Below are 23,879 nucleotides of genomic sequence, written 5' to 3' on the forward strand. Positions count from 1 at the left end.
AAGCAAGTGATGATTTTTGCCCGTTAGGCTGTCAAAAGATCAAACAACAGAGTCCAGTCTTAACGCTACTGAACCACAACTTTCGGATTAGAGTTACCCCACATGGTGTAAACATCTGCCAGCAAAGCGCCATTGTATTCTTCCAAATCACTTTGCTTGACTATTGCACTTCCTTGCTCTCCAAACAGAACCACTTCATCATTAGCACGAATATCTGGAAAATCAGTAACATCCACCATAGTCGTATTCATGGAGGTTCGCCCAACTACAGGCACTTTATGCCCTCGAATCAGTACATAGGCTTTGTTACTAAATGCCCGTCGATAACCATCTGAATAACCAAGCGGCAAATTCGCCAATAGTGAATCACGCTTCAAGGTATAGGTTTGGTCATAGCCAACTGTTGTGCCTTTCAAGTAGGCATTTACTGTTGCCACTTGGGTTTTAAAGGTCATCAGCTTTTTATATTCGACCCGATCTGGAAGGCTGTCACCATAAATCACACCGCCTGCACGTACCATATCTAGGTGTGACTCTGGAACCGTTAAGGTCGCAAAAGAATTTGCAGTATGTAAAATCAGGGCTTCTCGCTTTAATTTGGCTTTTTTAATCAACCACTCTGTTTGCTGGTTAAAGACCACCAAACGTTCACGCACATATTTTTCATCTTCCACAGCATAATGCGTCATGATACCCACCAGCTTTAAATTTGGCAGTCTAGTCATGCGGAGCGCTTGTTGTCTACCTAGTGCACTGTCCAACTCTAAACCATTTCGGTCCATCCCCCCTGCATTTATACCCAAATGATACGCAAGGGTTAGCCCCTGTTGTTTTGCCCACTGCGACATACGTTGTGCTTGCTCATAGTTCCCCAACAACTCTTCCATGTTTAAAGAAGCCGCATTTTGGATTTCTTGGTCAGTCGCTGCACGTAATCTTAACAGCCGTCCCTGATAACCAGACTTGCGTACTATCGCGGCTTCGGCATTACTAGTAATGCCCACGCACGGTACATTCAGCTTCATAATACTCGGCATCAACAGTTCAATCCCGTGACCATAAGCATCGGCTTTCATGACTGCACAAATCTGGCTTTTGTCCTGTAGCTGCTGTTGTAAGTTCTGAATATTCTGCTCGAATGTCTGCACATTAATTTCGACCCATGCATTGGCCTGTGGCGCTGCTACTTGTGTCGCTGAAAGATGCGGCGTCAATAACGGTGCGGCAAAGCTGCTTTGTATATGTAGTAATCCTGCCCCCAACATACATGCCCAAAGTGTCGCTTTTTTCAAAATAAATTCCCTCTTCATCGTTATAACAAAAGAGAGGGTTAATACCCTCTCTCACTTTTCATTAATTATTTTCTTGCATATCATCATGCTCAATGCGGCGACCATGGGTCAAAATCCAGTTACGCTCTGCATATTTTTTCGTTTTATAGTAATAAGCAATACCTAAGCCAATAAACCAAATTGGAGAGAACGCCAACGAAATCATAGTGTCATGATCGAGTGCCAAAATCGCCACCACAAAGATTAAGAACAACAAGGTAAACCATGCCATAAAACGTCCACCCGGCATTTTATATGCTGACTGTTCATGCAGTTCAGGCGCTTTTTTACGATAAGCCAAGTACGACAAAATAATCATGGCAAAGGTGAAAATACACAAAATCGAGGTGAAGGCTGAAATGATGATAAATGCCGTCATGACATTCGGCACAATAAATAGAATCGACGTTCCTACCACCACACAGAACATCGAGAACATTAAGCTCAGTACAGGCACTTTGCTTTTCGACAGTTTGGCAAAACTTTTCGGTGCATCTTTTTCTACCGCTAAACCAAACAACATACGACTGGTGGCAAACACCCCACTGTTCGCTGAAGACATGGCAGAGGTTGCCACGACAAAGTTGACAATACTGGCTGCTGCAGGCAAGCCAATCAACGTAAACATTTCAACAAATGGGCTCTTGTCTGGAGAAATCTGCGACCAAGACGTGACTGCGATAATACAAACCAAAGCACCGATATAGAACAATAAAATGCGCAATGGAATTGAGTTAATCGCGCGTGGTAAAGCATGATGTGGATCTTTGGTTTCTGCCGCTGTAGTACCCACCAATTCAATACCGACAAAAGCAAATACCGCAATTTGGAAACCGGCCAAAAAGCCCGTTAGACCATAAGGGAATAGCGACTCTTTCTCGACCACATGGGCCAAAGATGCTTTCACACCATCTGGAGAGACAAAACCAATCGTTATCAGATAGACACCCACCAAGAGGAACATAATGATCGCGATAATTTTAATTAAAGCAAACCAGAACTCTACTTCACCAAACAGTTTTACCGCAACAAAGTTCAATAAAGTCAAAATGGCAATGGAGGTGAAAGCGGGTATCCATGCGGGGAGATCGGGATACCAAAACTGTGCATACCCTCCAATCACAATCACATCTGCAATTGCAGTGACAATCCAACTCAGCCAGTACGACCAACCCAAAAAGAACCCTGCCCATGGCCCCAAATATGCCGTTGCAAAATCAGCAAAAGATTTATAGTTGGTATTGGACAGCAATAACTCCCCCATCGCACGCATGACGAAGAAGAAGAAGAAACCAATAATTAAATAGGTCAGAATAATGGATGTGCCTGACACAGCCAACGTCTTACCCGATCCCATAAAGAGACCTGTACCAATCGCACCACCAATCGCAATCATCTGAATATGACGATTGGTCAGTGAACGTTGCAGTTGTTCTTCCTCAACTGACGCGTAATGATGTCCACCCAGTAAATCACCGTCTAAAGGCTCTTTTTGTTGATGGGTTTGTTTTCCATTCATCATGTTTTCACTCCAATTTACAACCCAATGGGTGTAAATATGGGACTCAGATTTAGATAATTCCTTATTTCATCTCAGTCCAAAATTAAGCTACATATTATTTTTCAATAACATTAATTTTTATTATTCAGCGCCACACTATTCATCTCTTTATGGCGACAAAATAATACTCACACAGGCTGCAAAACCCATGCCTAATTTAATTATTTAATATAAAAAAACAACAACTTAATAAAAACAAAATGCAAAACCACCCATCGATTATAAGTACACTTATAATCGACAGATGAAAATATTGAATTAATATTTTTCTCAATATCCATATATTCAATTCCATTGAAAATTAATTTAACGACTTAAGTTCGATAAACCACCATCATCACATTTAATAAATTGACTGAAATCATCAAGGATGAACCTCAGTTAAGATCAGTCCTGCTCTTAATCCCTTTTTCACTTGAGTATTCGGAAATAAAATTCGAACCTGCTCAGGTGCAGTCACATATGGTTTGCCCTGTTGCAGAGCAATCACGGCATCGGTTTCGAACACGGAAAAATTAGGCGCAGAATCTGCCAAATTAAGCTGGAAGTCATCTTCAGTTTTAATGATCGAATCAACGACTCGAAAAGTTTGAATGGCTTGTTTTTGACGGATAGGTAAGACTTGTTTACTCACCACGGCGCGAAGCACATGATTAATTGCGGCGAAAGCTGCCAGATCATTTTGTCCAAAGGGTTTAGCATGACCAAGTTCTAGCGTCGAACTGGCCGCTTGAAACTGAGAGCTGCTAAAGTGTGTAAAAGTACGACCTACAGCATTGTGATACACCAAAGCATCCAATTCCGCAGCGTTTAGGCTGTCTAACATCGCAGCATCATAGTCATGGGTTTGATAAGGAAATAAGGCAAAAGTCGGCAACAAAGATGGGCGAATCGCGGTATGCAAATCGTAATGATAGCGTCGTACTTGAGCTGGACTATCATTAAAAAAAGCGGTGACGATCTGTTCTAAGACCGCCACCCGCTGCGCTTCAACTGTGTCGGTAAATTGTTGATAGGCCCCGCAGAACATGCGGTTCATATCATTTTCAACATAGCGTTGCCCTGTGCGAATCGCGAGAGGGTTACCTAAAATCAGTAATAACTTAACCTTGAGCTCTAATGTCCCTGCAAACAAATCTTGACTCAGCTGCGCCAACAACTCGATTGGCGCAGTTTCATTGCCATGCACACCTGCGGAAAGCACGACTGCTTTTTCATAAGACTGTTTCGGCGTAAAAGATAAAACACCTTCAGCTAACCATTCCCAATGATAATCATGCTGTACGCCATGCATAACTGTCGGGACACGTTGTGCTAAAACATCACCTAGAAAATCTATCATCTGCTTTCCCTGCACGATTGCTTAACGTTGGAAGTGATACACCGAACCTAAGTTCAAAATTTGCGTCAGTTCATCTAACGCAGTACGGCTTTCAATCAGCAATTGCGGGTCAGCCAAATCTTGCTGCGCCAATTGGTCACGATAGTACTGATCCACCCACGTATTTAAACGGGTAAACAAGGCATCATTCATAAACAGGTTTGGATTGATCACGTTAAGCTCTGCTTCATTCACCGCCACACGTAAACGTAAACATGCAGGACCACCGCCATTGCGCATACTTTCACGCAGGTCAAATACCTTGATGTCATCAATCGGCGTACCCATTTGGATCATGTCGTTTAAGTAACCCCATACTGCTGGGTTTTGACGCGATTCTTCAGGCACCACAATGCTCATCCCGCCATCGGCACGGGTGAGTAATTGGCTATTGAACAAATAGGTATTGACCGCATCTTTCACAGAAACACGCTGATCTGGCACTTCAATGGACACGAATTCTTGACCCAAGCGCGCCATTTTTTCGCGAATTTCTGACAATGCTTCAGACTGATTCAAAAATGCATGCTGATGGTGGAACAAGACGTTCTGGTTACTCACTGCAATCACGTCGTTGTGGAAGACACCTTGGTCAATCACATCGGGATGCTGCTGTATAAATACCGTTTGTTCTGCTTTGAGCTGGTGCAAACGTGCCACGGCTTCACTCGCCTCAAGAGATTGACGCGCAGGATAGCGTTTCGGGCCAATACCACCGCCAAGGAACTGCTGACCATAGACAAACACTTGCACGCTGGCTTGATCATAAGCACCGCCTAAACGGTTATGATTCGCCGCACCTTCATCACCAAACAATGCCACAGGTGGCAGTGCCTCGTGATGGGCAAAGTGACGTTCATCGTTAAACATCGCTACCATAACACGCGAGGTTGTTTCATGTTCAATCGAACGGTGGAATTTGTTGTTTAAATTCGCCGCAGTAAAATGCACACGACCATCAGCACTATCCGCCGACGGTGAAACCGTTGCCGCATTGGCGGTCCACATACAGGATGCTGAACTCAACGCGGATAACAATGCAGGCGAAGTTCGCATCGCTTGTTCAATCACGCTGTGATCATCACCGCGAAAACCCAATTTGCGTAAAGTCGGGACATGTGGGCGTTCTTGCGGTGCAAATACACCCTGCTTTAAACCCATGTCAGCCAAAGCTTTCATCTTTAACAGACCTTGCTTGGCAGCCAACTTCGGGTTGGAAAGATTATTTTGGTTTTTGGTAGATGCCTCGTTTCCGAATGACAATCCTGCATAGTGGTGTGTTGGACCGACTAAACCATCAAAATTAATTTCATAGCCTGACATTTCTAAACTCCCTTTTTGTCGACTTAAAGCACAATGCCTGGCGATAATTTTTCAGGTAGGCTTACCTGCTGACTTTCCAGTGATGCCATTGGCCATGCGCAGTAATCCGCGGCATAGAAAGCACTGGCACGATGGTTTCCTGATGCACCTACACCACCAAAGGGTGCCGCACTTGACGCGCCTGTTAATGGTTTGTTCCAGTTCACAATGCCTGCACGTGCTTCAATCAATAAACGATCAAACAGCGCACGGTCAGGTGAAACTAGCCCCACCGACAGTCCAAAACGAGTGCCATTTGCTAGTGCCAAAGCCTCATCGAAATGGTCATAACGATAGATACAGCTCAATGGACCAAAATATTCTTCATCGGGTACATCACTCACATGAGTCACGTCTAAAAGGCCTGGACTTAACAAGCTGCTGTTGGCATCCGCTTGAGTCACAGGGAGCAGAACTTGCGCTCCTAAATCGATCAAGCGTTGTTGTGCTTGTAAAATCTGCTTTGCAGCTTGCAATGAGATGACACCACCCATAAACGGTTGTGGCTGAGCATCCCACTGACCCACCACCAAGTTACGGCTGACTTCAACCAAACGTTGAATGAAGGCATCGCCTACAGCGCCATTTTTAATGATTAAACGGCGTGCACAGGTACAGCGCTGACCTGCAGAAATAAAGGCAGATTGGACGGTTAAATTCACCACCGCATCAATGTCGGTAATCTCGTCGATAATTAATGCGTTATTACCGCCCATTTCTAAAGCGAGAATTTTTTCTGGAACACCAGCCAATTGTTTATGCAGGTGGTAACCCGTATTGGCACTGCCTGTGAACAACAAACCATCTATTTCATGCGACTGCGCAAGTGCCTCGCCTGTGCTACGACCACCTTGTACCAAGTTCAACACACCCGCAGGTAAACCCGCTTCTTGCCATAATTTGACCGTTTCTTCCGCAGTCCACGGCGTCAACTCACTTGGTTTAAAGACCAAAGTGTTGCCTGCAATGAGCGCAGGGACGATGTGGCCATTCGGTAAGTGACCGGGGAAGTTATACGGGCCAAATACAGCCAACACACCATGCGGACGGTGACGTAAAGACGCTGCACCATCTGGCATTTCCGTCAGACTTTCACCTGTACGTTCGTGATAAGCACGCACTGAAATCGCTACCTTACCAATCATTGACTGAACCTCAGTCAACGTTTCCCAAATCGGCTTACTGGTTTCACGGCTAATAATCGTTGCAAGCTGTTGTTTGTTTTGTTCTAACAAGCTGGCAAATCGTTGAATAATTTCAAGACGCTCAGCTAAAGGACGACGTGCCCAAGCAGCAAAGGCAGCACGTGCAGACTGACAAGCCTGTTCAACTTGCTCAGTTGTCGCTTCAGCACCGTGCCAAATTTTTTCTTGTGTAACAGGATCGAGTTTGTCCCATGCTGTACCTTGCGCTGGAGACCATGTCCCGTTTATATATAAATTCCCTTGTGACATTATTTTTGCTCCATCTTATCTAAAGGCAACATACGAATGCTTTGCCCTGCTTGCACACCAAGGGCATGCGCTTGTTCTACCGTTAAACTTAAACTGTCTGTGTCAGCCGCATGCTGAATTAAAATCGCGCGATAGTCCTGATAGCGATCATTTGCCACCAAATAACGCCCTGCATCATCTGGAACGCTATCGACGATTTTCACTGCACAAGTGTGACTTTCTTTGACTGCACGCAAACTACTGACTTCCGCTTCAAGCGTCGGGCCTGCATCAAAAATATCGACATAACCTTGGTAACACAGCCCTTCCGACTCCAACACACGAGAGGCAGGAACCGTCTGTGGATGCACCTGTGCAATCACTTGTTGCGCGGCCATCGGCAGTAAATCGATATACACAGGAAAACGAGGCATCAACTCCGCAATAAAGACTTTTTGCCCTATGCCACTGAGGTAATCCGCAGTCGAGAAATCCATATTAAAAAAATGATGGCCTAAGGCATCCCAAAATGGCGAACGACCATTTTCATCGGAATAACCACGCATTTCTGCAATCAGCTTATTTTGAAAAGCCTGTTTGAAAGCTGCGATAAACAGAAAACGGATCTTCGACAGCAGTTTTCCATTTTGATCTTTGCGATACTCCGGGTCTAAAAACAGCGTGCAAAGTTCACTACAACCTGTATGGTCATTGCTTAAAAACAGCGTATTTAAAGTTTTATAAACATTCAGCGTTTGTGAGGCATGGACTTGTTTGCCTACATGATAGTTATAAAAAGGTTCAGTCAAACCCACTGAAACTTCAATTGCACTTACACCCACCACACGTTGTAACTGAGTATCTTCTAAAACAAATAAATACCCTTGTTCACTTGGTGCAGCTTGCCCCACTAAGGTCTTTTGTGTGCGTGCAATACGAGCTGATAAAATCTCTTTATTTTGGGGTAAGGAGGTCAGGCCAACGCCCGACTTCCCCGCCAGAATGTAGATATCATCTAAATCTCGATGCTCTGCATGTCTAACAATCATCATACCCGTTGCCTATCAAGCGCCAACAAAACGCATGAGCGCACGTTCAAAGCGTTCCAAACCTGTTTCGATGTCTTCAGACGGGATAATTAACGATGGTGTGAAGCGAACGACATTTGGACCTGCAACCAGTGCCAATAATCCTTCTTCGCCCGCTAAAGTCACGATATCTTTGGCTTTGCCTGCATATTCAGCTTTCAGTACACAGCCAATTAATAAACCTTGACCACGAACTTCTTCAAATAGGCCATAGCGTGCATTTAATTGGTTTAAACTATCTGTAAAAATTTGCGCACGTGTACTTACACCATTCAACACTTCTGGGGTATTGATCAAACCAAAGACAGCGTTGGCTACTGCAGACGCCAATGGGTTACCACCATAGGTTGTGCCGTGGTCACCCACCGCAAACATGTTGGCATATTTGTCAGTCGTGATCATCGCACCAATTGGAAAACCACCACCGAGTGCTTTAGCCGTAGTTAAAATGTCTGGGGTCACATCCGTGTTCATATATGCATATAAAGCACCCGTACGACCGACACCTGTTTGCACCTCGTCAAAAATGAGTACCGCACCATGTTGATCACACAGTTCACGTAAGCCTTTTAAAAATTCAGGGCTTGCCGTAATTACACCACCCTCACCTTGAATCGGCTCAACAATCACGGCACAAGTGTCTGCATCAATCGCTTCACGTACTGCGTCTAAGTCATTGAATGGTAAGTGGTGAATACCTTCTGGAAGTGGTGCAAAATCTTGTGAATATTTCGGTTGGCCACCTGCCGTAACCGTAAACAAAGTACGACCGTGGAAAGCATTTTTAAATGCAATAATTTTATTTTTACGTGCAGAGCCTGAAAGTAGGCCTACTTTTCGCGCAAGTTTTAAAGCCGCTTCATTGGCTTCTGCACCAGAGTTACAGAAGAACACTTTATCTGCAAAGGTGTTTTCAACTAATTGTTTTGCAAGCGCAAGTACTGGTTCATTGGTATAACCATTGCCAATATGCCAGAGTTTTTGACCTTGTTCGACCAACGCTTTAACTGCCACAGGGTGAGCATGTCCAAGCGCATTGACCGCAATTCCCCCTGCAAAATCGATATATTCCTTACCTTGCTGATCCCATAAACGAGAACCTTCGCCACGCACAGGAATAAACTGAGCGGGTGCAAAAACTGGCACCATGTACTGATTAAAATCTTGGCGATTTGGTTGACTATTCTGGTTCATGGTTTGTTCGTCCTTAATAAATCTGATGTTGTTCTTTCTAATAATGTGGTGTGCCCCGAAGGGCACGAAACTTCCCCTTAACCTGGGAAAATTCCTCGTTCTTTACGTGCTTTTAAGATACGTTTACACGCCAAGATGTATGCTGCTGTACGTAGGCTGCACTGCTTTTCGCTTGCAGTGAACCAAACGTCTTCAACTGCTGACATCATGAGTTTGTCTAAACGTTGATTAATTTCTTCTTCTGTCCAGAAGTAGCTTGCCATGTCTTGAACCCATTCGAAGTAACTCACGGTTACACCGCCTGCGTTACACAGTACGTCAGGTACAATCGTGATTTTACGTTCTAAAAGAATGTCTTCTGCCTCTGGATACGTTGGACCGTTCGCACCTTCCAAGACTAATTTTGCAGTCAATTTTTGCGCACGTTCAGGCGTAATCTGACCTTCTAAAGCCGCAGGAATTAAAATATCCATGTCTACTGACCAGAACGCTTCGTCTTCAATTAAAGTCGCATCTGGGAAGCCAGCTACACCTTTATGAATCGCAACGTAGTCTTGTAACTGCTTAACGTCCATGCCTTCAGCATTAAAGATCGTGCCTGTATGGTCTTGTACACACACCACTTTCGCATTTGCTTTATGGAATAAGTAACCCGCTTCGCTACCCACGTTACCAAAACCTTGGATCGCTACACGGCTGCCTTCAAGTGCGAGATTGATTTTCTTAGCAACTTCTAAACCAGTCACAAATACACCACGACCAGTTGCACGCACACGACCTAAAGAACCACCCAAGTGCACAGGCTTGCCTGTCACCACACCTGTTACGGTATGACCTTTAATGCTTGAATAGGTATCCATCATCCAACCCATGATGTCTGGATTGGTGCCTACATCTGGCGCTGGAATATCGACTTGTGGGCCAATCACTAGGCTAATTTCGCTGGTAAAACGGCGAGTCAGGCGTTCAAGTTCACGTGGAGACAATTTGCGAGGGTCTACACGAACACCACCTTTGGCACCGCCATACGGTAAGTTTAATACCGCAGTTTTAATCGTCATCCACGCTGAGAGTGCCATGACTTCATTGAGTTCTACGTCTGGATGATAACGAATACCACCTTTACCCGGTCCACGCGACAAATTGTGCTGTACACGATAGCCTTCAAAGTGCTGGATCGAACCATCGTCCATCACGATTGGTACATCAACAATCAAAGCGCGCTTAGGACGCTTTAAAGTATCGATGAATGGAATTAAGTCGTCTTCCAGATATGGCGCAACACGGTTAATCTGTGCAAGATAGGTCTGCCAAGCGCCACTATTGTCCATTTCATATGACAAAGACATGATGTTTCCCTTTGAAAATTTGGTGAATCAAATCCATTAAATAGATATGAGACATCACCCGCAGAACACATCGCCTCAGCTCGATGTAACGTTCATGTGAATACTGCTCAATATGCATAGTATGAAAAATCAAATTGCGCCAAAAAAGTTGTAATTTTGATTAAAATGAAATAAATTTCATCAAATTGATAACAGGAAAAATCAAAATGAATGATACGGACAGTCAAATCCTCGGCTTACTGCAAGACAATGCCCGTATATCGATTACCGAGATTGCCAACAAGCTTCGTATCTCTCGAAATACGGTACAAAAGCGTATTGAATATTTGGAAACCAGTGGTGTGATTACAGGCTATACGGTGCGGATTAAACCGGGGACTGAGAAAAATAGTATCCGTGCTTGGATGAATATTATGGTCGAAGGCACCAAGACCAGTGCTGTGGTCAAAGAGCTTAGAATCGACCCTGCCGTGCATACCTTGCATAGCACCAATGGTAAGTGGGATCTGTTGGTCGAATTGAAGTCTGACAGCTTAGAGAATTTTGACCGAATATTAGAGCGAATTCGAAATATTTCAGGCATTTACAACACTGAAACCAGCATTTTGCTTTCTACATATAAAGTGTAAAGCCGATAAAGTGAGACCACGTAAATTGCTGAGTTGAAACAAGGATTTGTAATGAAATTATCATATAAAACAGCTCTTTTGGTGGCTTTGTTATTAATGGGTGGCTTTGTTGCACAAAGCTGTTCTTAAGGGCTTCTTCAGCAATATAATTTCCAAATGAAGAAGCCTACACACAAAATCTACCGCACAACCAATTGGCCCGCATATAACCGAGCTCTCATTAATCGTGGGAATATTGCCATTTGGTTCGATCCAAAAACACAATGGTATGCAGAACCTCAAGGCAAACAAGGTCGAAGTCAAACCTACTCCGACATAGCGATTCAATGCTGTTTGATGATCAAATCTCTATTTAGACTTACTTTACGCATGGTCACTGGCTTTGTTCAAAGCTTAATTAAACTTTGTGGATTAGATTGGACAGCACCAGATTACAGTACGCTTTGTAGAAGACAAAAGCATATTGATATTGCAATTAGTTATCAGAAAAACAGTGATGGGCTTCATCTACTCGTAGACTCTACTGGCTTAAAGTTTTTGGGCGAAGGTGAATGGAAACGTAAAAAGCATCAGTCTGAATATCGTCGCCAATGGTGTAAACTTCATATTGGTATAGATGCTAGAACCCTGCAAATACGAGCCGTTCAGCTCACGACCAACAATGTAAGTGATTCACAGGTGCTTGGGGATTTACTCAATCAGATTCCATTGGATGAGCAGATTGACTCCGTATATACCGATGGCGCTTATGACACCAAGCAATGCCGACAGGTCATTGCAGATCGGCAAGCACATGCAGTGATTCCACCTAGAAAAAATGCCAAGCCTTGGAAAGATAAAAAAGTTCATTCGCTAGAGCGAAATGAATTACTTCGCACTGTTAAACGTTTAGGCAGGACACTATGGAAAAAATGGTCGGGCTACCATCAGCGAAGTCTGGTTGAAACCAAGATGCACTGCATCAAATTATTAGGCGATAAACTCAGTGCTAGGAACTTTCAAAGCCAAGTCAACGAGGTACATGCTCGTATAGCCATTTTAAATAGATTTACAGAATTAGGCCGACCTCATACCCAAGTTGTCACTTAAATTTGAGCAACTTAGGAAAGCTCTATCTTTAAGGGCTTTATGCAACAAAGCCCATCAACCCTCATAACTATAATTTTCATGGTCAGACCAATATTAGACCTTACAATATTTTAAAATAAATCAACTCTCCCCTTATACGCCCATAAAAAAATCAGCCTTGAATGGGCAAGACTGATTTCTTTAACTGATGGTTACTGGACTGACTTATACAGATAAGTCCACACACAAATATTTCATTTCGAGATATTCGTCGATACCAAATTTAGAACCTTCACGACCTAAGCCAGACTGTTTCACACCACCAAAGGGAGCCACTTCATTTGAAATCGCACCCGTGTTGATGCCCACCATACCGTACTCAAGCGCCTCACCAACACGCCACTGACGTGCTGTGTTTTGGGTAAATAGGTAGGTTGCCAGACCAAACTCAGTGTCATTGGCCATTTGCACCGCTTCTTCTTCCGTTCTAAAACGGAACAGCGGTGCCAATGGACCAAAGGTTTCTTCTTTCGCCACTTTCATCTCTTGCGTCACTTCCGTTAAAAGTGTCGGCTCAAAGAAAGTACCACCTAAGCTTGAACGTTGACCACCGGTTTTAACCTGTGCCCCTTTACTGATTGCATCGGCAATATGCGACTGTACTTTTTCAATCGCGGCTTCATCAATCAGCGGGCCTTGAGTTGAAGTCTCAACTCGGCCATCGCCCACTTTTAAATTCGCAACAGCAACTGTCAACTTTTCAACCAACGCATCGTAAATACCGTCTTGTACATAAATACGGTTGGCACATACACAGGTCTGTCCACTATTACGGAACTTGCTGGCCATAATGCCTTGTACTGCTTGCTCAAGATTAGCATCGTCAAACACCAACACAGGTGCATTACCGCCCAACTCTAAAGACAGTTTTTTGATGGTTGGCGCACATTGTTGCATCAAAATACGACCAACTTGAGTTGAACCTGTGAAGCTCAACTTCTTCACAGTGTCGCTTTCACACAATGTTTTACCCACTTCGCTTGAATCACCACTGATGTGTAATAACACATCTTGTGGCAAACCTGCACGTAGCGCTAATACTTCCAAAGCATAAGCCGTTAAAGGCGTTTGCTCAGCAGGTTTCACAATCATCGAGCACCCTGCTGCAATGGCAGGTGCGGCCTTACGTGTGATCATTGCTGCAGGGAAGTTCCACGGCGTAATTGCTGCCGTAACCCCAATCGCCTGTTTGATTACCAACAAGCGTTGGTTCGGCAAAGTCGGTGTTAAAACATCACCATCGATACGACGTGCTTGTTCTGCAAACCAACGAATAAATGAAGCAGCATAGCCAATTTCACCACGTGCTTCAGCCAAAGGTTTACCTTGTTCAGCAGTCAAAATCTGAGCCAATGACTCTTTATTTTCCTGCATCAAATCAAACCAAGCCCAAAGCACATCAGCACGTTGTAGAGCTGTTTGCGCTTTCCATGCTGTTTGTGCCTTTTGAGAGCGAGCAATCACCTGCTCAACTGACGCGCGGTCATGGGATTTCACCCATGCCAAAGTGTCATGTGTTGCGGCATCTTTGACTTCGATGTAACCACCATTTTCTGGCATATCAAAACGAATATCTGGATGCTGTAATAAATCTTTATATTGCGCTTGAAGCATAGTCATTACTCTTCAATTATGCTGCTGCAGAAAGTGCAAAACCTTGTTTTAAAATGTTTAAGCCAGCACGGAATTGTTCTGCAGGAATCGTTAAAGGATATAAGAAACGGATCACATTACCATAACGACCACAGGTCAAAATAAGCAAGCCATTTTGCATTGCATAGTTTTGAATCGCTTTCGCTTGATCCGCCGTTTCCAATTCAACAGCAACCATTGAGCCTAAAGCACGAATATCTTGAACAATAGAAGAAGATTGTTTGAGTTCGTTTAGAACTTCAACTAACTCTGCGCCCAATACATTTGCACGTTCACAAAGACCTTCTTCTTCAATCACGTCCAGTACCGCATGTGCAGAAGCCACAGCCACTGGGTTACCTGCATAAGTACCACCTAGACCACCTGGGTTTGGTGCATCCATCACTTCAGCACGACCAACCACGCCAGAGATTGGGAAACCACCACCAAGACTTTTCGCCATCGTGATTAAATCGGCTTTGGTTTCATAATGATCCATGGCAAACAACTTACCAGTACGGGCAAAGCCTGTCTGTACTTCATCTGCAATAATCAAAATACCATGTTGGTCACACAAAGCACGTAAACGCTTTAAGAATTCAGCAGGAACAACGTTGAAACCGCCTTCACCTTGAACAGGTTCAAGCACAATAGCTGCTACATCATGTGCCGCAATATCTTCTGCGAAAATGTCTTCAATGCTTTCAATTGCAACATCTACAGTAATGCCTTTTGACTCTACTGGGTAGCGCGCATGGAAAACACCTGAAGGCATCACACCAAAGTCACGTTTGTACGGTGCAGTTTTACCCGTCATTGCCATCGTCATAAATGAACGGCCATGGAAACCATTACCAAAAGTCACAATACCGTGACGACCTGTGTAAGAACGTGCAATTTTCACTGCATTTTCTACAGCTTCAGCACCAGTCGAGAAGAAAGTTGTTTTCGCTTCACCTGCAATTGGCGCACGTGCATTAATACGTTCAGCTAAAGAAACATAGCTTTCATACGGTACAACTTGGTACGCTGTATGGGTGAATTTAGTCAATTGTTCAGTAACAGCAGCAATAATTTTAGGATGACGGTGACCTGTGTTCAATACCGCAATACCACCCGCGAAGTCAGTATATTGATTCCCTTCAGCATCCCAAATCGTGGAATTTTCTGCTTTCTCCGCATACCATTGACACATGACACCAACACCACGAGGAGTCGCTTTTAGTTTACGTGCGTTCAGTGCAGAGTGTTTACTGTCCATTTTATATCCTCATTCTTGATTCATACATTTATAAAATTTCAGCGTCCCAATCATGCTTTTTGCTGATATACAAAGGACGTGGGGTTTATTGCATTTTGCGCTTTTATTGGCACTAGACGAGAGCCACTTTTCATCAGACAGATGGGGCCAATTTACCCTATCCGTTTATCATTATTTTCTAGCTAAAATATTTATTTTATAAAAATAAATAACTTAAAAAATATCAATTAGAAAAAGGCATACTTATTAAAGAGGGCCATTACAGTATTCAACCGAATCACCCAAAAAGTTAAAGAAACCCAAAACTCAGCAGATGACTGTGCCAAGCCAGAACCCATTTATGTTCGGCCTTAGGCTTTTTCTAATTGTATTTTCAAGCCGTTGTCCGCGATTGTATATATCATCTAAAAAAACTTTTGCTTTGGATGCGACTTGTGTATATTTCCAGCCCCTTAGTCGCGGGCATTTGCTCCCAAGGTCTATAAGCGAAATGCTTTACAACGGCTGCCTGACGAGATAATTTTGCATTTATGGTAATCGCTCACGAAAAACCATTTTAATATTGTAGGAGAGAGCCAATTGCGTAGCTTGCTTGGAGATTATTTACTGCAACGATTACAGCAAGATATTGACGGAACCCTACAATTACGGTTGTTCCGCTGCTTACGCAACGCCATTATTGACAGTGTACTCGCACCCAAAACTCGCCTACCTGCATCGCGTGACTTAGCCAAAGAAATTAAAGTCTCACGCAATACCGTACTTAGTGCATATGAACAATTACAAGCACAAGGCTATGTTGAAGCACGTACAGGCCAAGGCACTTGGGTAGCTGAAAAACTGCCTGAATCCTTTTTGGTCAAAGCTGAAAATACCAATAACCAAACTCAAGAAAAAAAGCCCCAGCAGAATTATAATTTGTCCCAGCGCGGTTCCTATCTCATCGGCTATTCAGCGGCATCGCCTTACCAATGGGGCGCTTTTGTGCCTGGTGCCCCCGATGTCACAGAGTTTCCGCACCATATTTTTAGCCGTATTCAGACCCGCCTCAGCCGTGAACCTGAAATTAATAATCTTATTTATAGCAACGCAGGCGGTTGTTTAGAGCTGCGCCAAGAACTGGCGGAATACCTCAAAATTGCACGTTCGGTGCAATGCGATGCAGACCAAATCATTATTACCGAAGGGACACATCAGGCGATCGATTTGGTTTCACGGACCTTAAGTGACCCAGGCGATGAAGTCTGGATTGAAGATCCTGCTTATTGGGGGGCACGTAATATTTTACGCATTAATGGCGTAAACCTACGCTCCTTGCCTGTAGATCAAGAAGGGATTATTCCTGACCTAGCCCCGAAAACCCCACCTAAACTGATTTTTGTGACGCCTTCACATCAGTACCCTTTAGGCTCTCACTTAAGTTTAGAGCGTCGTAAACAATTGATTGCCATCGCGCGACAGCATAAAAGCTGGATTGTAGAAGATGACTATGACAGTGAATTCCGCTTTTCGGGTCAACCTTTCCCGTCTTTGCAAGGCTTAGAACCAGATGCACCTGTCATTTATATGGGAACCTTCAGTAAAACCATCTACCCTGCGTTGCGCATTGGCTATTTGGTGGTTCCTAAAAAGCTGTTTTCACCACTGCGTATTGTGGCATCGGAACTATATCGAGGTGGGCATTTACTGGATCAAAAAGTCTTGGCAGAGTTTATCCGTGAAGGCCATTATGAAGCACATATTCGTCGTATGCGTTTACTCTATAGCAAGCGTCACGCCTTTTTAATCGATCTGATTACACGTCATCTTGGGGCAGACTTCCTGCATGAATACAATACCGCTGCTGGTTTACATTTGATTTTGAAGCTGCCGAGCAACATGGATGATGTGTTGATTGCTAGCAATGCACTTGATCAAGGCGTAAAAGTTCGAGCGCTGTCACAATACTATACCAAGCATTATTCAACACGGCAGAAAGGACTACTATTGGGCTTTGCCTGTGTCCGTGAACAAGAAATATTGGTGGCATTTGGTGTGTTACTCAAGTGTCTACGAAATGTAGGAGTTCGTACGCTGAGTTGATTATTATTATAAATTAGATACTTACGTTTTCCTACAACCTTTCGACTTGCGACTAAAGCCGCAGTTACAAAGCTGAGTTTTGCTGCTTCATTCTATAAATTATTGAGATGAGAGTAAACATTGGCTCCCCAGCTTTTCACGTTTTAGCTGTAATTGGCTCCTTCCAAATGCTAAAAAATGGCTCTCGTTTACTGAGAACAAAAAAGAGAGATTAGGTGCATACATAAACAACATGTAACCGTTTTGTAGCCAAAGTGTGATTTTTCACGCTTTGGCAGAAATATCAGATTTATTCATTTTTGCCTTAATAATGATAAAGCCTCTGATCATTCGGTTACAGTTTTAAAGGATGAGTAGTCTGAAAAAGGCTTTGCCCATTTTGAAACTACCTCCTTAAGATTAAGGAAAATTATATGGAAGCACCTAAACAAAGCGCTGTGCCGGATGCATCTCAGGGCTTAAAAAATGGACTTAAGTCACGTCATCTCACCATGATCTCAATTGCGGGTGTCATTGGTGGTTCACTGTTCATCGGTTCGGGAAATGTTATCTATTCGGCAGGCCCTGCTGCAGTTTTGGCCTATGCGTTTGGTGGATTACTCATTCTGTTAATTATGCGTATGCTGGGTGAAATGGCCGTTCTCAATCCAGATAGTGGTTCGTTTTCAACCTATGCTGATCGTGCCATTGGGCGTTGGGCTGGTTTTACCATTGGCTGGCTGTATTGGTGTTCTTGGGCTTTGCTGATGGGTTGGGAGGCCTATGTCGCAGGTAAAATTCTCAACAGTTGGTTTCCCTTTATCCCAATCTGGGGTTACATGCTGGTCGTAATTGTGTCCTTAGTTTTGGTCAACTTACAAAATGTCAAAAACTATGGTGAATTTGAATTTTGGTTTGCACTCATCAAAGTAATTGCGATTGTGATTTTCTTAGTGATTGGTAGCTTAGCCATCATGCATTTATGGCCTTGGGGTCAAGCAAGTGCATCAGGAATCACGCATTTAACTGCGGACGGCTTCATGCCAAATGGTTTCTCTGCGGTCATCACCGCCCTACTCGGGGTTATGTTTGCCTATATCGGTGCTGAAATTGTTACGGTTGCGGCGGCAGAATCAGAAAATCCAGCCCGTGAAATTCGTAAAGCATCTAACTCTGTGGTGTGGCGAATTATGTTGTTCTATGTCGGTTCAATGTTTATTACCGTCTGCCTAATTCCACATAACAATCCGCTGTTAAAAGATCCAACTTGGGGAACCTATAGTGTGACTTTGTCAGCACTTGGCATTCCAGAAGCAAAACACATTGTAAACTTCGTGGTCCTAACCTCAGTATGTAGCTGCTTTAACTCAGCACTTTATACCTGTTCACGGATGTTATTTTCACTGTCAAAACGTGGCGATGCACCGAAAAGCTTCGGTTCAATCAACCGTAATGGTAGTCCGTGGATGGGCGTTCTGGTGTCGTCATTATTTGCTCTACTGGCAACGTACCTTACTGCAACTGAAAGTATGAATGTCTATGACATCTTCATGTTAGCAACAGGTACAGCGGCGTTGTATGTCTATCTGACCATTGCCTTCTCACAATTACGTATGCGTAAGAAGTTAGAAGCTGAAGGCCAAGTCATTGACTTTAAAATGTGGTTATTCCCTTGGCTCACTTATCTTGCCATTTTCTTTATCATTGGGGCGCTCATTACCATGCTTGTGGAGGGAACCTATTTCAAAGAAGTGACTTATACCAGTTTACTTGCCTTGTTTATTGTTGGATTAGGCATCTGCGCGCAGAAGTTTAACTGGGGAAAGCATGCTCAAGATAAGTCGATGAGTACTCAAGCTGACTTGAGCAATAACCTTTGATTTTTAAATAATGTGATGTTGATCTAATATCACACCAAATTAAACCGATGGCTATCAAGCGAGAGCCATCGGTTTTTTTAATGATAATAAATAACCACTTAGATAAAAATAAAATCTTAATGGAGAACTTGAATCACCACATTTTTATGATAAGCCTCAACAGGTTGCCCCAAGACAACACAGTTCTTAAGTGCTTCTTCACGTCAACTTGAACTGTAAATACCCATGAGGTCAGTGGCTTCAACTCATATAAATGTCACTGCCAATCAGCTTTTAGACCTGTCCCCCATGTCTCTTTGAGAATAAGCTGTAATGGTTCATCGCCAAATTCAATTTTTTAGAACTAAAAAAGCTTCATCTTAAATCTTAGATTAGCTATTGATAAATGATCAACTCCCCCTAATTGAACCTTTCGGTACAACCGACTCCTCTGATAACATTCTGGAACTTCAGCTTTGATTTTTTGATGCTTGAATACACCACAAAATGATGATGTGATAAAATAAATACCTAAAATAAACATACGAAATTCCAAGTAAAATAAGACTCATTGGACAACATAAAACCGTAAGAATTCCACTCAAACGCCAAATAAGATTAATGGCCTTTTTTTACTGATGAAATCTCAATAGCTTAACTCTACGTTTATCTACGTATACATGCCCAACCTAGCACGACCATATTTTTGACGATAAGATAATATTTTGACCCTAGGGATGAGAATATGAATAAGAAGCCTACAATTATTTTAGTACATGGATTTTGGGGCGGAGCTGCCCATTGGGCAAAAGTCATTACCGACCTATTTCACCGAGGTTACGAAGACCTACGTGCCGTTGAACTGCCACTTACCTCTTTAGCTGATGATGTCGAACGAACTCGTAAAATGGTTGCACAAGTGCAAGGAAATGCCCTTTTAGTTGGCCACTCCTATGGTGGGGCGGTCATTACTGAAGTAGGGAATCAACCAAATGTTGTGGGTCTAGTCTATATTGCAGCTTTTGCACCCGATGCTGGTGAAAGCCCAGCTAGCATTACTCAGCAACATTTACCTGTAGGAGCACCCAACTTAGAACCCGACAGTGATGGATACCTTTGGGTGAAAGCCGATAAATACCATGAAAGCTTCTGTCAGGACTTAACAAATGATGAAGGAATGGTCATGGGCATCACCCAGAAAGCCCCTGTTGCGAGTACTTTTGGTGATACTATTTCCAACCCAGCATGGAAGACCAAACCATCTTGGTACCAAATTTCAACCGAAGACCGCATGATTCACCCTGAAAATCAAGCACATATGTCCTCTCGTTTAAATGCTCAAAAGGTCATTTCTTTAGATGCCAGCCATGCTTCACTTGCATCTCAACCCAAAGCTGTTGCTGATTTAATTGATGAAGCAGCGACCTTCCTTGTGCGTTAAACCCTCTAATATTTGAGGGAGTCCAATGACTCCCTTTCTTAGAGTTATATTAAGTATTCAACTACTTTTAAATCACACCAGATAACGTAATATCATTATTTTGAAGATGTAAGCATTCACACATACTCTATTAGATTGCTTGTATCTAGACCTCCGCTTTTACTACTGAAGCTCTGCTTCCTCATGAAGTTCCTTCATTAAAAATTTTATTCAAACTGCGCTATTTCAAAAATGTGTTATACGGAATGTGAATAACATTTTTTAACTCACGCAGCATCCAAACTTTCTGTATATTTTTATTAAGCAATAAGAATGAATAGATCATAAAAACAGTTCAAAAAATATAACAGCCTTAGCGAGCTTTTCTATTTTGTTATATTTTTTCTCTCCAATTTTTGTACCTACATCTTCTAGACATCCTGATGCAAGATCATCATCAGTATTTTAAGTAGGTAGTTTTAAATGAAACGATCTATGCTTTTTTATCATTCCGATCTAGACAGCAACTGGGTATCGAGTAGTCGATATTCCTGCCAGCCATGGAGGATGCAATGAGCCTCGGATTAACCGCACTTGAGTTGGCAAGAATTCAATTTGCCTTTACTGTTTCCTTTCATATTATTTTTCCTGCAACCTCTATTGGTTTAGCCTGCTTTCTTGCCATGCTGGAATGGAAGTGGTTGCGCACTCAAAATCCAATTTATAAAGACTTGTTTAAGTACTGGATTAAAATTTTTGCTGTGGCATTTGCTATGGGGGTTGTTTCTGGCATTGTCATGGCCTACCAGTTTGGGACCAACTGGAGTGAATTTTCACGTATTGCAGGTAGCGTCACAGGGCCATTGCTCACTTATGAAGTCATGAGTGCCTTCTTTTTAGAGGCGGGTTTCTTGGGCATTATGCTATTTGGTTGGGGACGTGTCAGTCCCAAAGCCCACTTTTTTGCTACTTTAATGGTTGCCATTGGTACCTGTATTTCTATGTTCTGGATTTTATCCTCCAACAGTTGGATGCAGACACCTCAAGGCTTTGCCATCGAAAATGGCATTATTGTACCCACAGACTGGTGGGCAATCGTGTTTAACCCTTCCTTCCCTTATCGATTTGCCCATATGGCAGCAGCGGCCTTTCTTGTCTCATCCCTTTTGGTGGTTGGCACCGCAGCGTGGCATTTGCTGAAAGGCCGTCGTGATGAGTTGGTGAAAAAGTCTTTTTCCATGGGCTTATGGATGGTACTGGTCACGTCTTGCTTACAAGTTGTAATTGGGGACAACCACGGTTTAAATACCCTAAAACACCAACCTGCAAAATTAGCAGCCATTGAAGGCCATTGGGAAACCAATCATGATCATGGCATGCCTTTATTACTGTTTGCTTTACCAAATATGGAAACAGAATCAAATGATCTTGAGTTTGGTATTCCCAATCTGGGTAGTTTGATTCTGACGCACTCAGTTGATGGTCAAGTCACTGGTTTAAAGGACTTCGCGCCTGAAGACCGTCCGAATGCACTGATTGTGTTTTGGAGTTTTCGCGTCATGGTTGGCTTGGGCATGTTGATGGTTTTACTCTCATTAACAGCATTGTGGCTACGTAAAAAAGGGGCTTTATACGAAAGCAGTTGGTTTCATAAATTTTCCATCATTATGGGACCTACAGGATATATTGCGCTCCTAGCAGGTTGGGTCACCACAGAAGTTGGTCGCCAGCCATGGGTGGTGTATGGCGTGATTCGGACTAAAGACGGTTTATCGCATACAGTCACCGCAGATCAAGTCGGCTTGAGCCTGATTATTTTTGTTCTGGTCTATACCATCGTCTTTGGCGCGGGAATTTACTACATGCTGCGCTTGATCAAATTAGGCCCTGCTTTTTCTACGCCTTTAGATGCCGTGCAAGATACTGGTCCGGGGCATTTTAAAACCCCTTTACGTCCACTCAGTGCTGTTGAAGAATCTATCGATAACACTGATCCTTCTGCTCAAAATAGTAAGGAGAAACCACATGATTGATCTCGCTTTGGTTTGGGTCGGTATTATCGGACTCGGTGTGCTCATCTATGTGATTATGGATGGTTTCGACTTAGGCATTGGCATTCTGTTTCCCTTCATGAACGGAACACAAGAACGTGATGTGATGATGAATACCGTCGCGCCCGTTTGGGACGGCAATGAAACATGGATGGTACTGGGTGGTGCTGGATTGTTCGCTGCATTTCCTTTGGTCTATTCAACCGTTCTATCGGCACTGTATTTACCCATTATCTTTATGGTGGTGGCCTTGATTTTCCGCGGTGTGGCGTTCGAATTCCGTTTCAAAGCCACACGCACCAAATACCTCTGGGATCTCGCGTTTATCTGGGGCTCTATCTTATCGAGCTTTTTCCAAGGCGTGATTTTAGGAGCTTATATCCAAGGTATTCAGACCACTAATGGTATTTACAGCGGTGGCGGATGGGACTGGTTCACGCCATTTACATGCTTTACAGGCCTAGGCGTCGTGGTGATGTATGCCACTTTAGGTTGTGGTTGGCTCATTTGGAAAACCGAAAAAGAGATACAGCAACGAATGTATCATCTCATGCCTAGATTGATTATTGCTTTACTCATCATCTTCGGTACGGTGAGTTTATATACGCCACTGACTCATCCTGAAATTGCGCAGCGCTGGTTCTCTCTGCCGAATCTATACTATTTTAGTCCAGTGCCAATTTTAGTTTTACTGTTTGTTGGCTTGATTTTATCTGCCTGCAAAAAACAGCATGAACTAAAACCGTTTATCTATACTTTGGCTTTAGTCTTTTTGGCTTTTACTGGCTTCGTCATCAGCTTATGGCCGTATATTATTCCGCCATCGGTCACGATTTGGCAGGCCGCCGCACCTGAGTCAAGTTTGAAGTTCACTTTGGTTGGAGCTGCAATTCTCATTCCGATCATCATTGCCTATACCTTCTTGTCCTATTGGGTGTTCCGTGACAAAGTACGTATAGGGGATCAGGGTTATCATTAATTGAGGAGATAGACATGAAAAAATTTGTTGATCGACTCAGCCCACGATTATGGTTTATTTTATTGTGGTGCTTTGGCTTTATCTCTCTCGCACTGATTGCGGGTTTCTTTAAGCTGTTGCTGAGTTTTGCTTACTAAAGCCAGCCAAGCATTTTTATAAA

The 23,879-nt window shown here is 43.2% G+C and carries 18 protein-coding genes; 8 read left to right on the forward strand and 10 right to left on the reverse strand.

Annotated features, from left to right (window positions below; all coding sequences use genetic code 11):
• Positions 1-65: 65 nt before the first annotated feature.
• The 8 genes from alr to CDG62_RS15215 form a co-directional block, all read right to left on the reverse strand.
• The gene (gene alr, locus CDG62_RS15180) at positions 66-1,265 is read right to left on the reverse strand and encodes an alanine racemase (RefSeq protein WP_228254451.1); all 1,200 of its coding nucleotides are present in this window, start codon (positions 1,263-1,265) and stop codon (positions 66-68) included.
• An 88-nt stretch (positions 1,266-1,353) separates the two neighbouring features.
• Entirely contained in the window at positions 1,354-2,853 is a 1,500-nt protein-coding gene (locus tag CDG62_RS15185) for an amino acid permease (protein ID WP_087527905.1), read from the reverse strand.
• A gap of 403 nt (positions 2,854-3,256) precedes the next feature.
• The gene (gene astE / locus CDG62_RS15190) at positions 3,257-4,234 is read right to left on the reverse strand and encodes a succinylglutamate desuccinylase (RefSeq protein WP_087527904.1); all 978 of its coding nucleotides are present in this window, start codon (positions 4,232-4,234) and stop codon (positions 3,257-3,259) included.
• A 21-nt stretch (positions 4,235-4,255) separates the two neighbouring features.
• Complete coding sequence (gene astB / locus CDG62_RS15195) at positions 4,256-5,596, reverse strand: N-succinylarginine dihydrolase (RefSeq protein WP_087527903.1); 1,341 nt, start codon at positions 5,594-5,596, stop codon at positions 4,256-4,258.
• Between the two features lie 23 nt (positions 5,597-5,619).
• Positions 5,620-7,089, reverse strand: a complete 1,470-nt coding sequence (astD, locus tag CDG62_RS15200) for a succinylglutamate-semialdehyde dehydrogenase (RefSeq protein ID WP_087527902.1) — start codon at positions 7,087-7,089, stop codon at positions 5,620-5,622.
• The gene (gene astA, locus CDG62_RS15205) at positions 7,089-8,120 is read right to left on the reverse strand and encodes an arginine N-succinyltransferase (protein WP_087527901.1); all 1,032 of its coding nucleotides are present in this window, start codon (positions 8,118-8,120) and stop codon (positions 7,089-7,091) included. The genes astD and astA overlap by 1 nt, the downstream gene beginning before the upstream one ends.
• A gap of 12 nt (positions 8,121-8,132) precedes the next feature.
• Positions 8,133-9,350 (reverse strand): aspartate aminotransferase family protein, encoded by a 1,218-nt coding sequence (locus CDG62_RS15210; protein ID WP_087527900.1) that lies wholly within the window; start codon positions 9,348-9,350, stop codon positions 8,133-8,135.
• A gap of 77 nt (positions 9,351-9,427) precedes the next feature.
• Positions 9,428-10,702 carry a Glu/Leu/Phe/Val family dehydrogenase gene (locus CDG62_RS15215; RefSeq protein WP_171405759.1) on the reverse strand — a complete coding sequence of 425 codons (1,275 nt, stop codon included), beginning with the start codon at positions 10,700-10,702 and terminating at the stop codon, positions 9,428-9,430.
• 203 nt (positions 10,703-10,905) lie between these two features.
• Here CDG62_RS15215 and CDG62_RS15220 point away from each other — a divergent pair, with 203 nt between their 5' ends.
• Complete coding sequence (locus tag CDG62_RS15220; RefSeq protein ID WP_004981435.1) at positions 10,906-11,328, forward strand: Lrp/AsnC family transcriptional regulator; 423 nt, start codon at positions 10,906-10,908, stop codon at positions 11,326-11,328.
• A gap of 156 nt (positions 11,329-11,484) precedes the next feature.
• The gene (locus CDG62_RS15225; RefSeq protein ID WP_087528927.1) at positions 11,485-12,417 is read left to right on the forward strand and encodes an IS5 family transposase; all 933 of its coding nucleotides are present in this window, start codon (positions 11,485-11,487) and stop codon (positions 12,415-12,417) included.
• Positions 12,418-12,621: 204 nt separating this feature from the next.
• Here the strand turns inward: CDG62_RS15225 and CDG62_RS15230 are convergent, their stop codons facing one another.
• Both CDG62_RS15230 and gabT read right to left on the reverse strand, forming a co-directional pair.
• A complete protein-coding gene (locus CDG62_RS15230; RefSeq protein WP_087528150.1) occupies positions 12,622-14,070 on the reverse strand; it encodes an NAD-dependent succinate-semialdehyde dehydrogenase in 1,449 nt (482 codons plus the stop codon).
• Between the two features lie 16 nt (positions 14,071-14,086).
• The gene (gabT, locus tag CDG62_RS15235; RefSeq protein ID WP_087528151.1) at positions 14,087-15,349 is read right to left on the reverse strand and encodes a 4-aminobutyrate--2-oxoglutarate transaminase; all 1,263 of its coding nucleotides are present in this window, start codon (positions 15,347-15,349) and stop codon (positions 14,087-14,089) included.
• Between the two features lie 579 nt (positions 15,350-15,928).
• On the opposite strand from gabT, the gene CDG62_RS15240 reads away from it, so the two are divergent.
• The 6 genes from CDG62_RS15240 to CDG62_RS15270 all read left to right on the forward strand — a co-directional run bounded on the left by CDG62_RS15240 (position 15,929) and on the right by CDG62_RS15270 (position 23,856).
• Positions 15,929-17,431, forward strand: a complete 1,503-nt coding sequence (locus tag CDG62_RS15240) for a PLP-dependent aminotransferase family protein (RefSeq protein WP_087528152.1) — start codon at positions 15,929-15,931, stop codon at positions 17,429-17,431.
• Between the two features lie 413 nt (positions 17,432-17,844).
• Positions 17,845-19,290: an amino acid permease gene (locus CDG62_RS15245; protein ID WP_087528153.1), complete on the forward strand. Its 1,446-nt coding sequence runs from the start codon at positions 17,845-17,847 to the stop codon at positions 19,288-19,290.
• Between the two features lie 724 nt (positions 19,291-20,014).
• Complete coding sequence (locus CDG62_RS15255; RefSeq protein ID WP_087528155.1) at positions 20,015-20,710, forward strand: alpha/beta hydrolase; 696 nt, start codon at positions 20,015-20,017, stop codon at positions 20,708-20,710.
• Positions 20,711-21,261: 551 nt separating this feature from the next.
• On the forward strand, positions 21,262-22,722 hold the full coding sequence (locus CDG62_RS15260) for a cytochrome ubiquinol oxidase subunit I (RefSeq protein ID WP_087528156.1): 1,461 nt from the start codon (positions 21,262-21,264) through the stop codon (positions 22,720-22,722).
• Positions 22,715-23,719: a cytochrome d ubiquinol oxidase subunit II gene (gene cydB / locus CDG62_RS15265; RefSeq protein WP_087528157.1), complete on the forward strand. Its 1,005-nt coding sequence runs from the start codon at positions 22,715-22,717 to the stop codon at positions 23,717-23,719. Before CDG62_RS15260 ends, cydB begins: the two co-directional genes overlap by 8 nt.
• A gap of 14 nt (positions 23,720-23,733) precedes the next feature.
• Entirely contained in the window at positions 23,734-23,856 is a 123-nt protein-coding gene (locus CDG62_RS15270; protein WP_004694789.1) for a hypothetical protein, read from the forward strand.
• Positions 23,857-23,879 lie beyond the last annotated feature (23 nt).

It is taken from the genome of Acinetobacter sp. WCHA55 (assembly GCF_002165305.2).
In the GTDB taxonomy this organism is placed as follows: domain Bacteria; phylum Pseudomonadota; class Gammaproteobacteria; order Pseudomonadales; family Moraxellaceae; genus Acinetobacter.

Excerpts from the sequence above, each read along its gene's own strand:
- CDG62_RS15225 (WP_087528927.1), top strand. The coding sequence starts at position 11,485 with ATGAAGAAGCCTACACACAAAATCTACCGCACAACCAATTGGCCCGCA.
- gabT (WP_087528151.1), bottom strand. The coding sequence starts at position 15,349 with ATGGACAGTAAACACTCTGCACTGAACGCACGTAAACTAAAAGCGACT.
- alr (WP_228254451.1), bottom strand. The coding sequence starts at position 1,265 with ATGTTGGGGGCAGGATTACTACATATACAAAGCAGCTTTGCCGCACCG.
- CDG62_RS15210 (WP_087527900.1), bottom strand. The coding sequence starts at position 9,350 with ATGAACCAGAATAGTCAACCAAATCGCCAAGATTTTAATCAGTACATG.
- astA (WP_087527901.1), bottom strand. The coding sequence starts at position 8,120 with ATGATGATTGTTAGACATGCAGAGCATCGAGATTTAGATGATATCTAC.
- CDG62_RS15245 (WP_087528153.1), top strand. The coding sequence starts at position 17,845 with ATGGAAGCACCTAAACAAAGCGCTGTGCCGGATGCATCTCAGGGCTTA.
- CDG62_RS15185 (WP_087527905.1), bottom strand. The coding sequence starts at position 2,853 with ATGATGAATGGAAAACAAACCCATCAACAAAAAGAGCCTTTAGACGGT.
- CDG62_RS15260 (WP_087528156.1), top strand. The coding sequence starts at position 21,262 with ATGAGCCTCGGATTAACCGCACTTGAGTTGGCAAGAATTCAATTTGCC.
- CDG62_RS15270 (WP_004694789.1), top strand. The coding sequence starts at position 23,734 with ATGAAAAAATTTGTTGATCGACTCAGCCCACGATTATGGTTTATTTTA.
- astB (WP_087527903.1), bottom strand. The coding sequence starts at position 5,596 with ATGTCAGGCTATGAAATTAATTTTGATGGTTTAGTCGGTCCAACACAC.
- astD (WP_087527902.1), bottom strand. The coding sequence starts at position 7,089 with ATGTCACAAGGGAATTTATATATAAACGGGACATGGTCTCCAGCGCAA.
- CDG62_RS15255 (WP_087528155.1), top strand. The coding sequence starts at position 20,015 with ATGAATAAGAAGCCTACAATTATTTTAGTACATGGATTTTGGGGCGGA.
- CDG62_RS15220 (WP_004981435.1), top strand. The coding sequence starts at position 10,906 with ATGAATGATACGGACAGTCAAATCCTCGGCTTACTGCAAGACAATGCC.
- cydB (WP_087528157.1), top strand. The coding sequence starts at position 22,715 with ATGATTGATCTCGCTTTGGTTTGGGTCGGTATTATCGGACTCGGTGTG.
- CDG62_RS15230 (WP_087528150.1), bottom strand. The coding sequence starts at position 14,070 with ATGCTTCAAGCGCAATATAAAGATTTATTACAGCATCCAGATATTCGT.
- astE (WP_087527904.1), bottom strand. The coding sequence starts at position 4,234 with ATGATAGATTTTCTAGGTGATGTTTTAGCACAACGTGTCCCGACAGTT.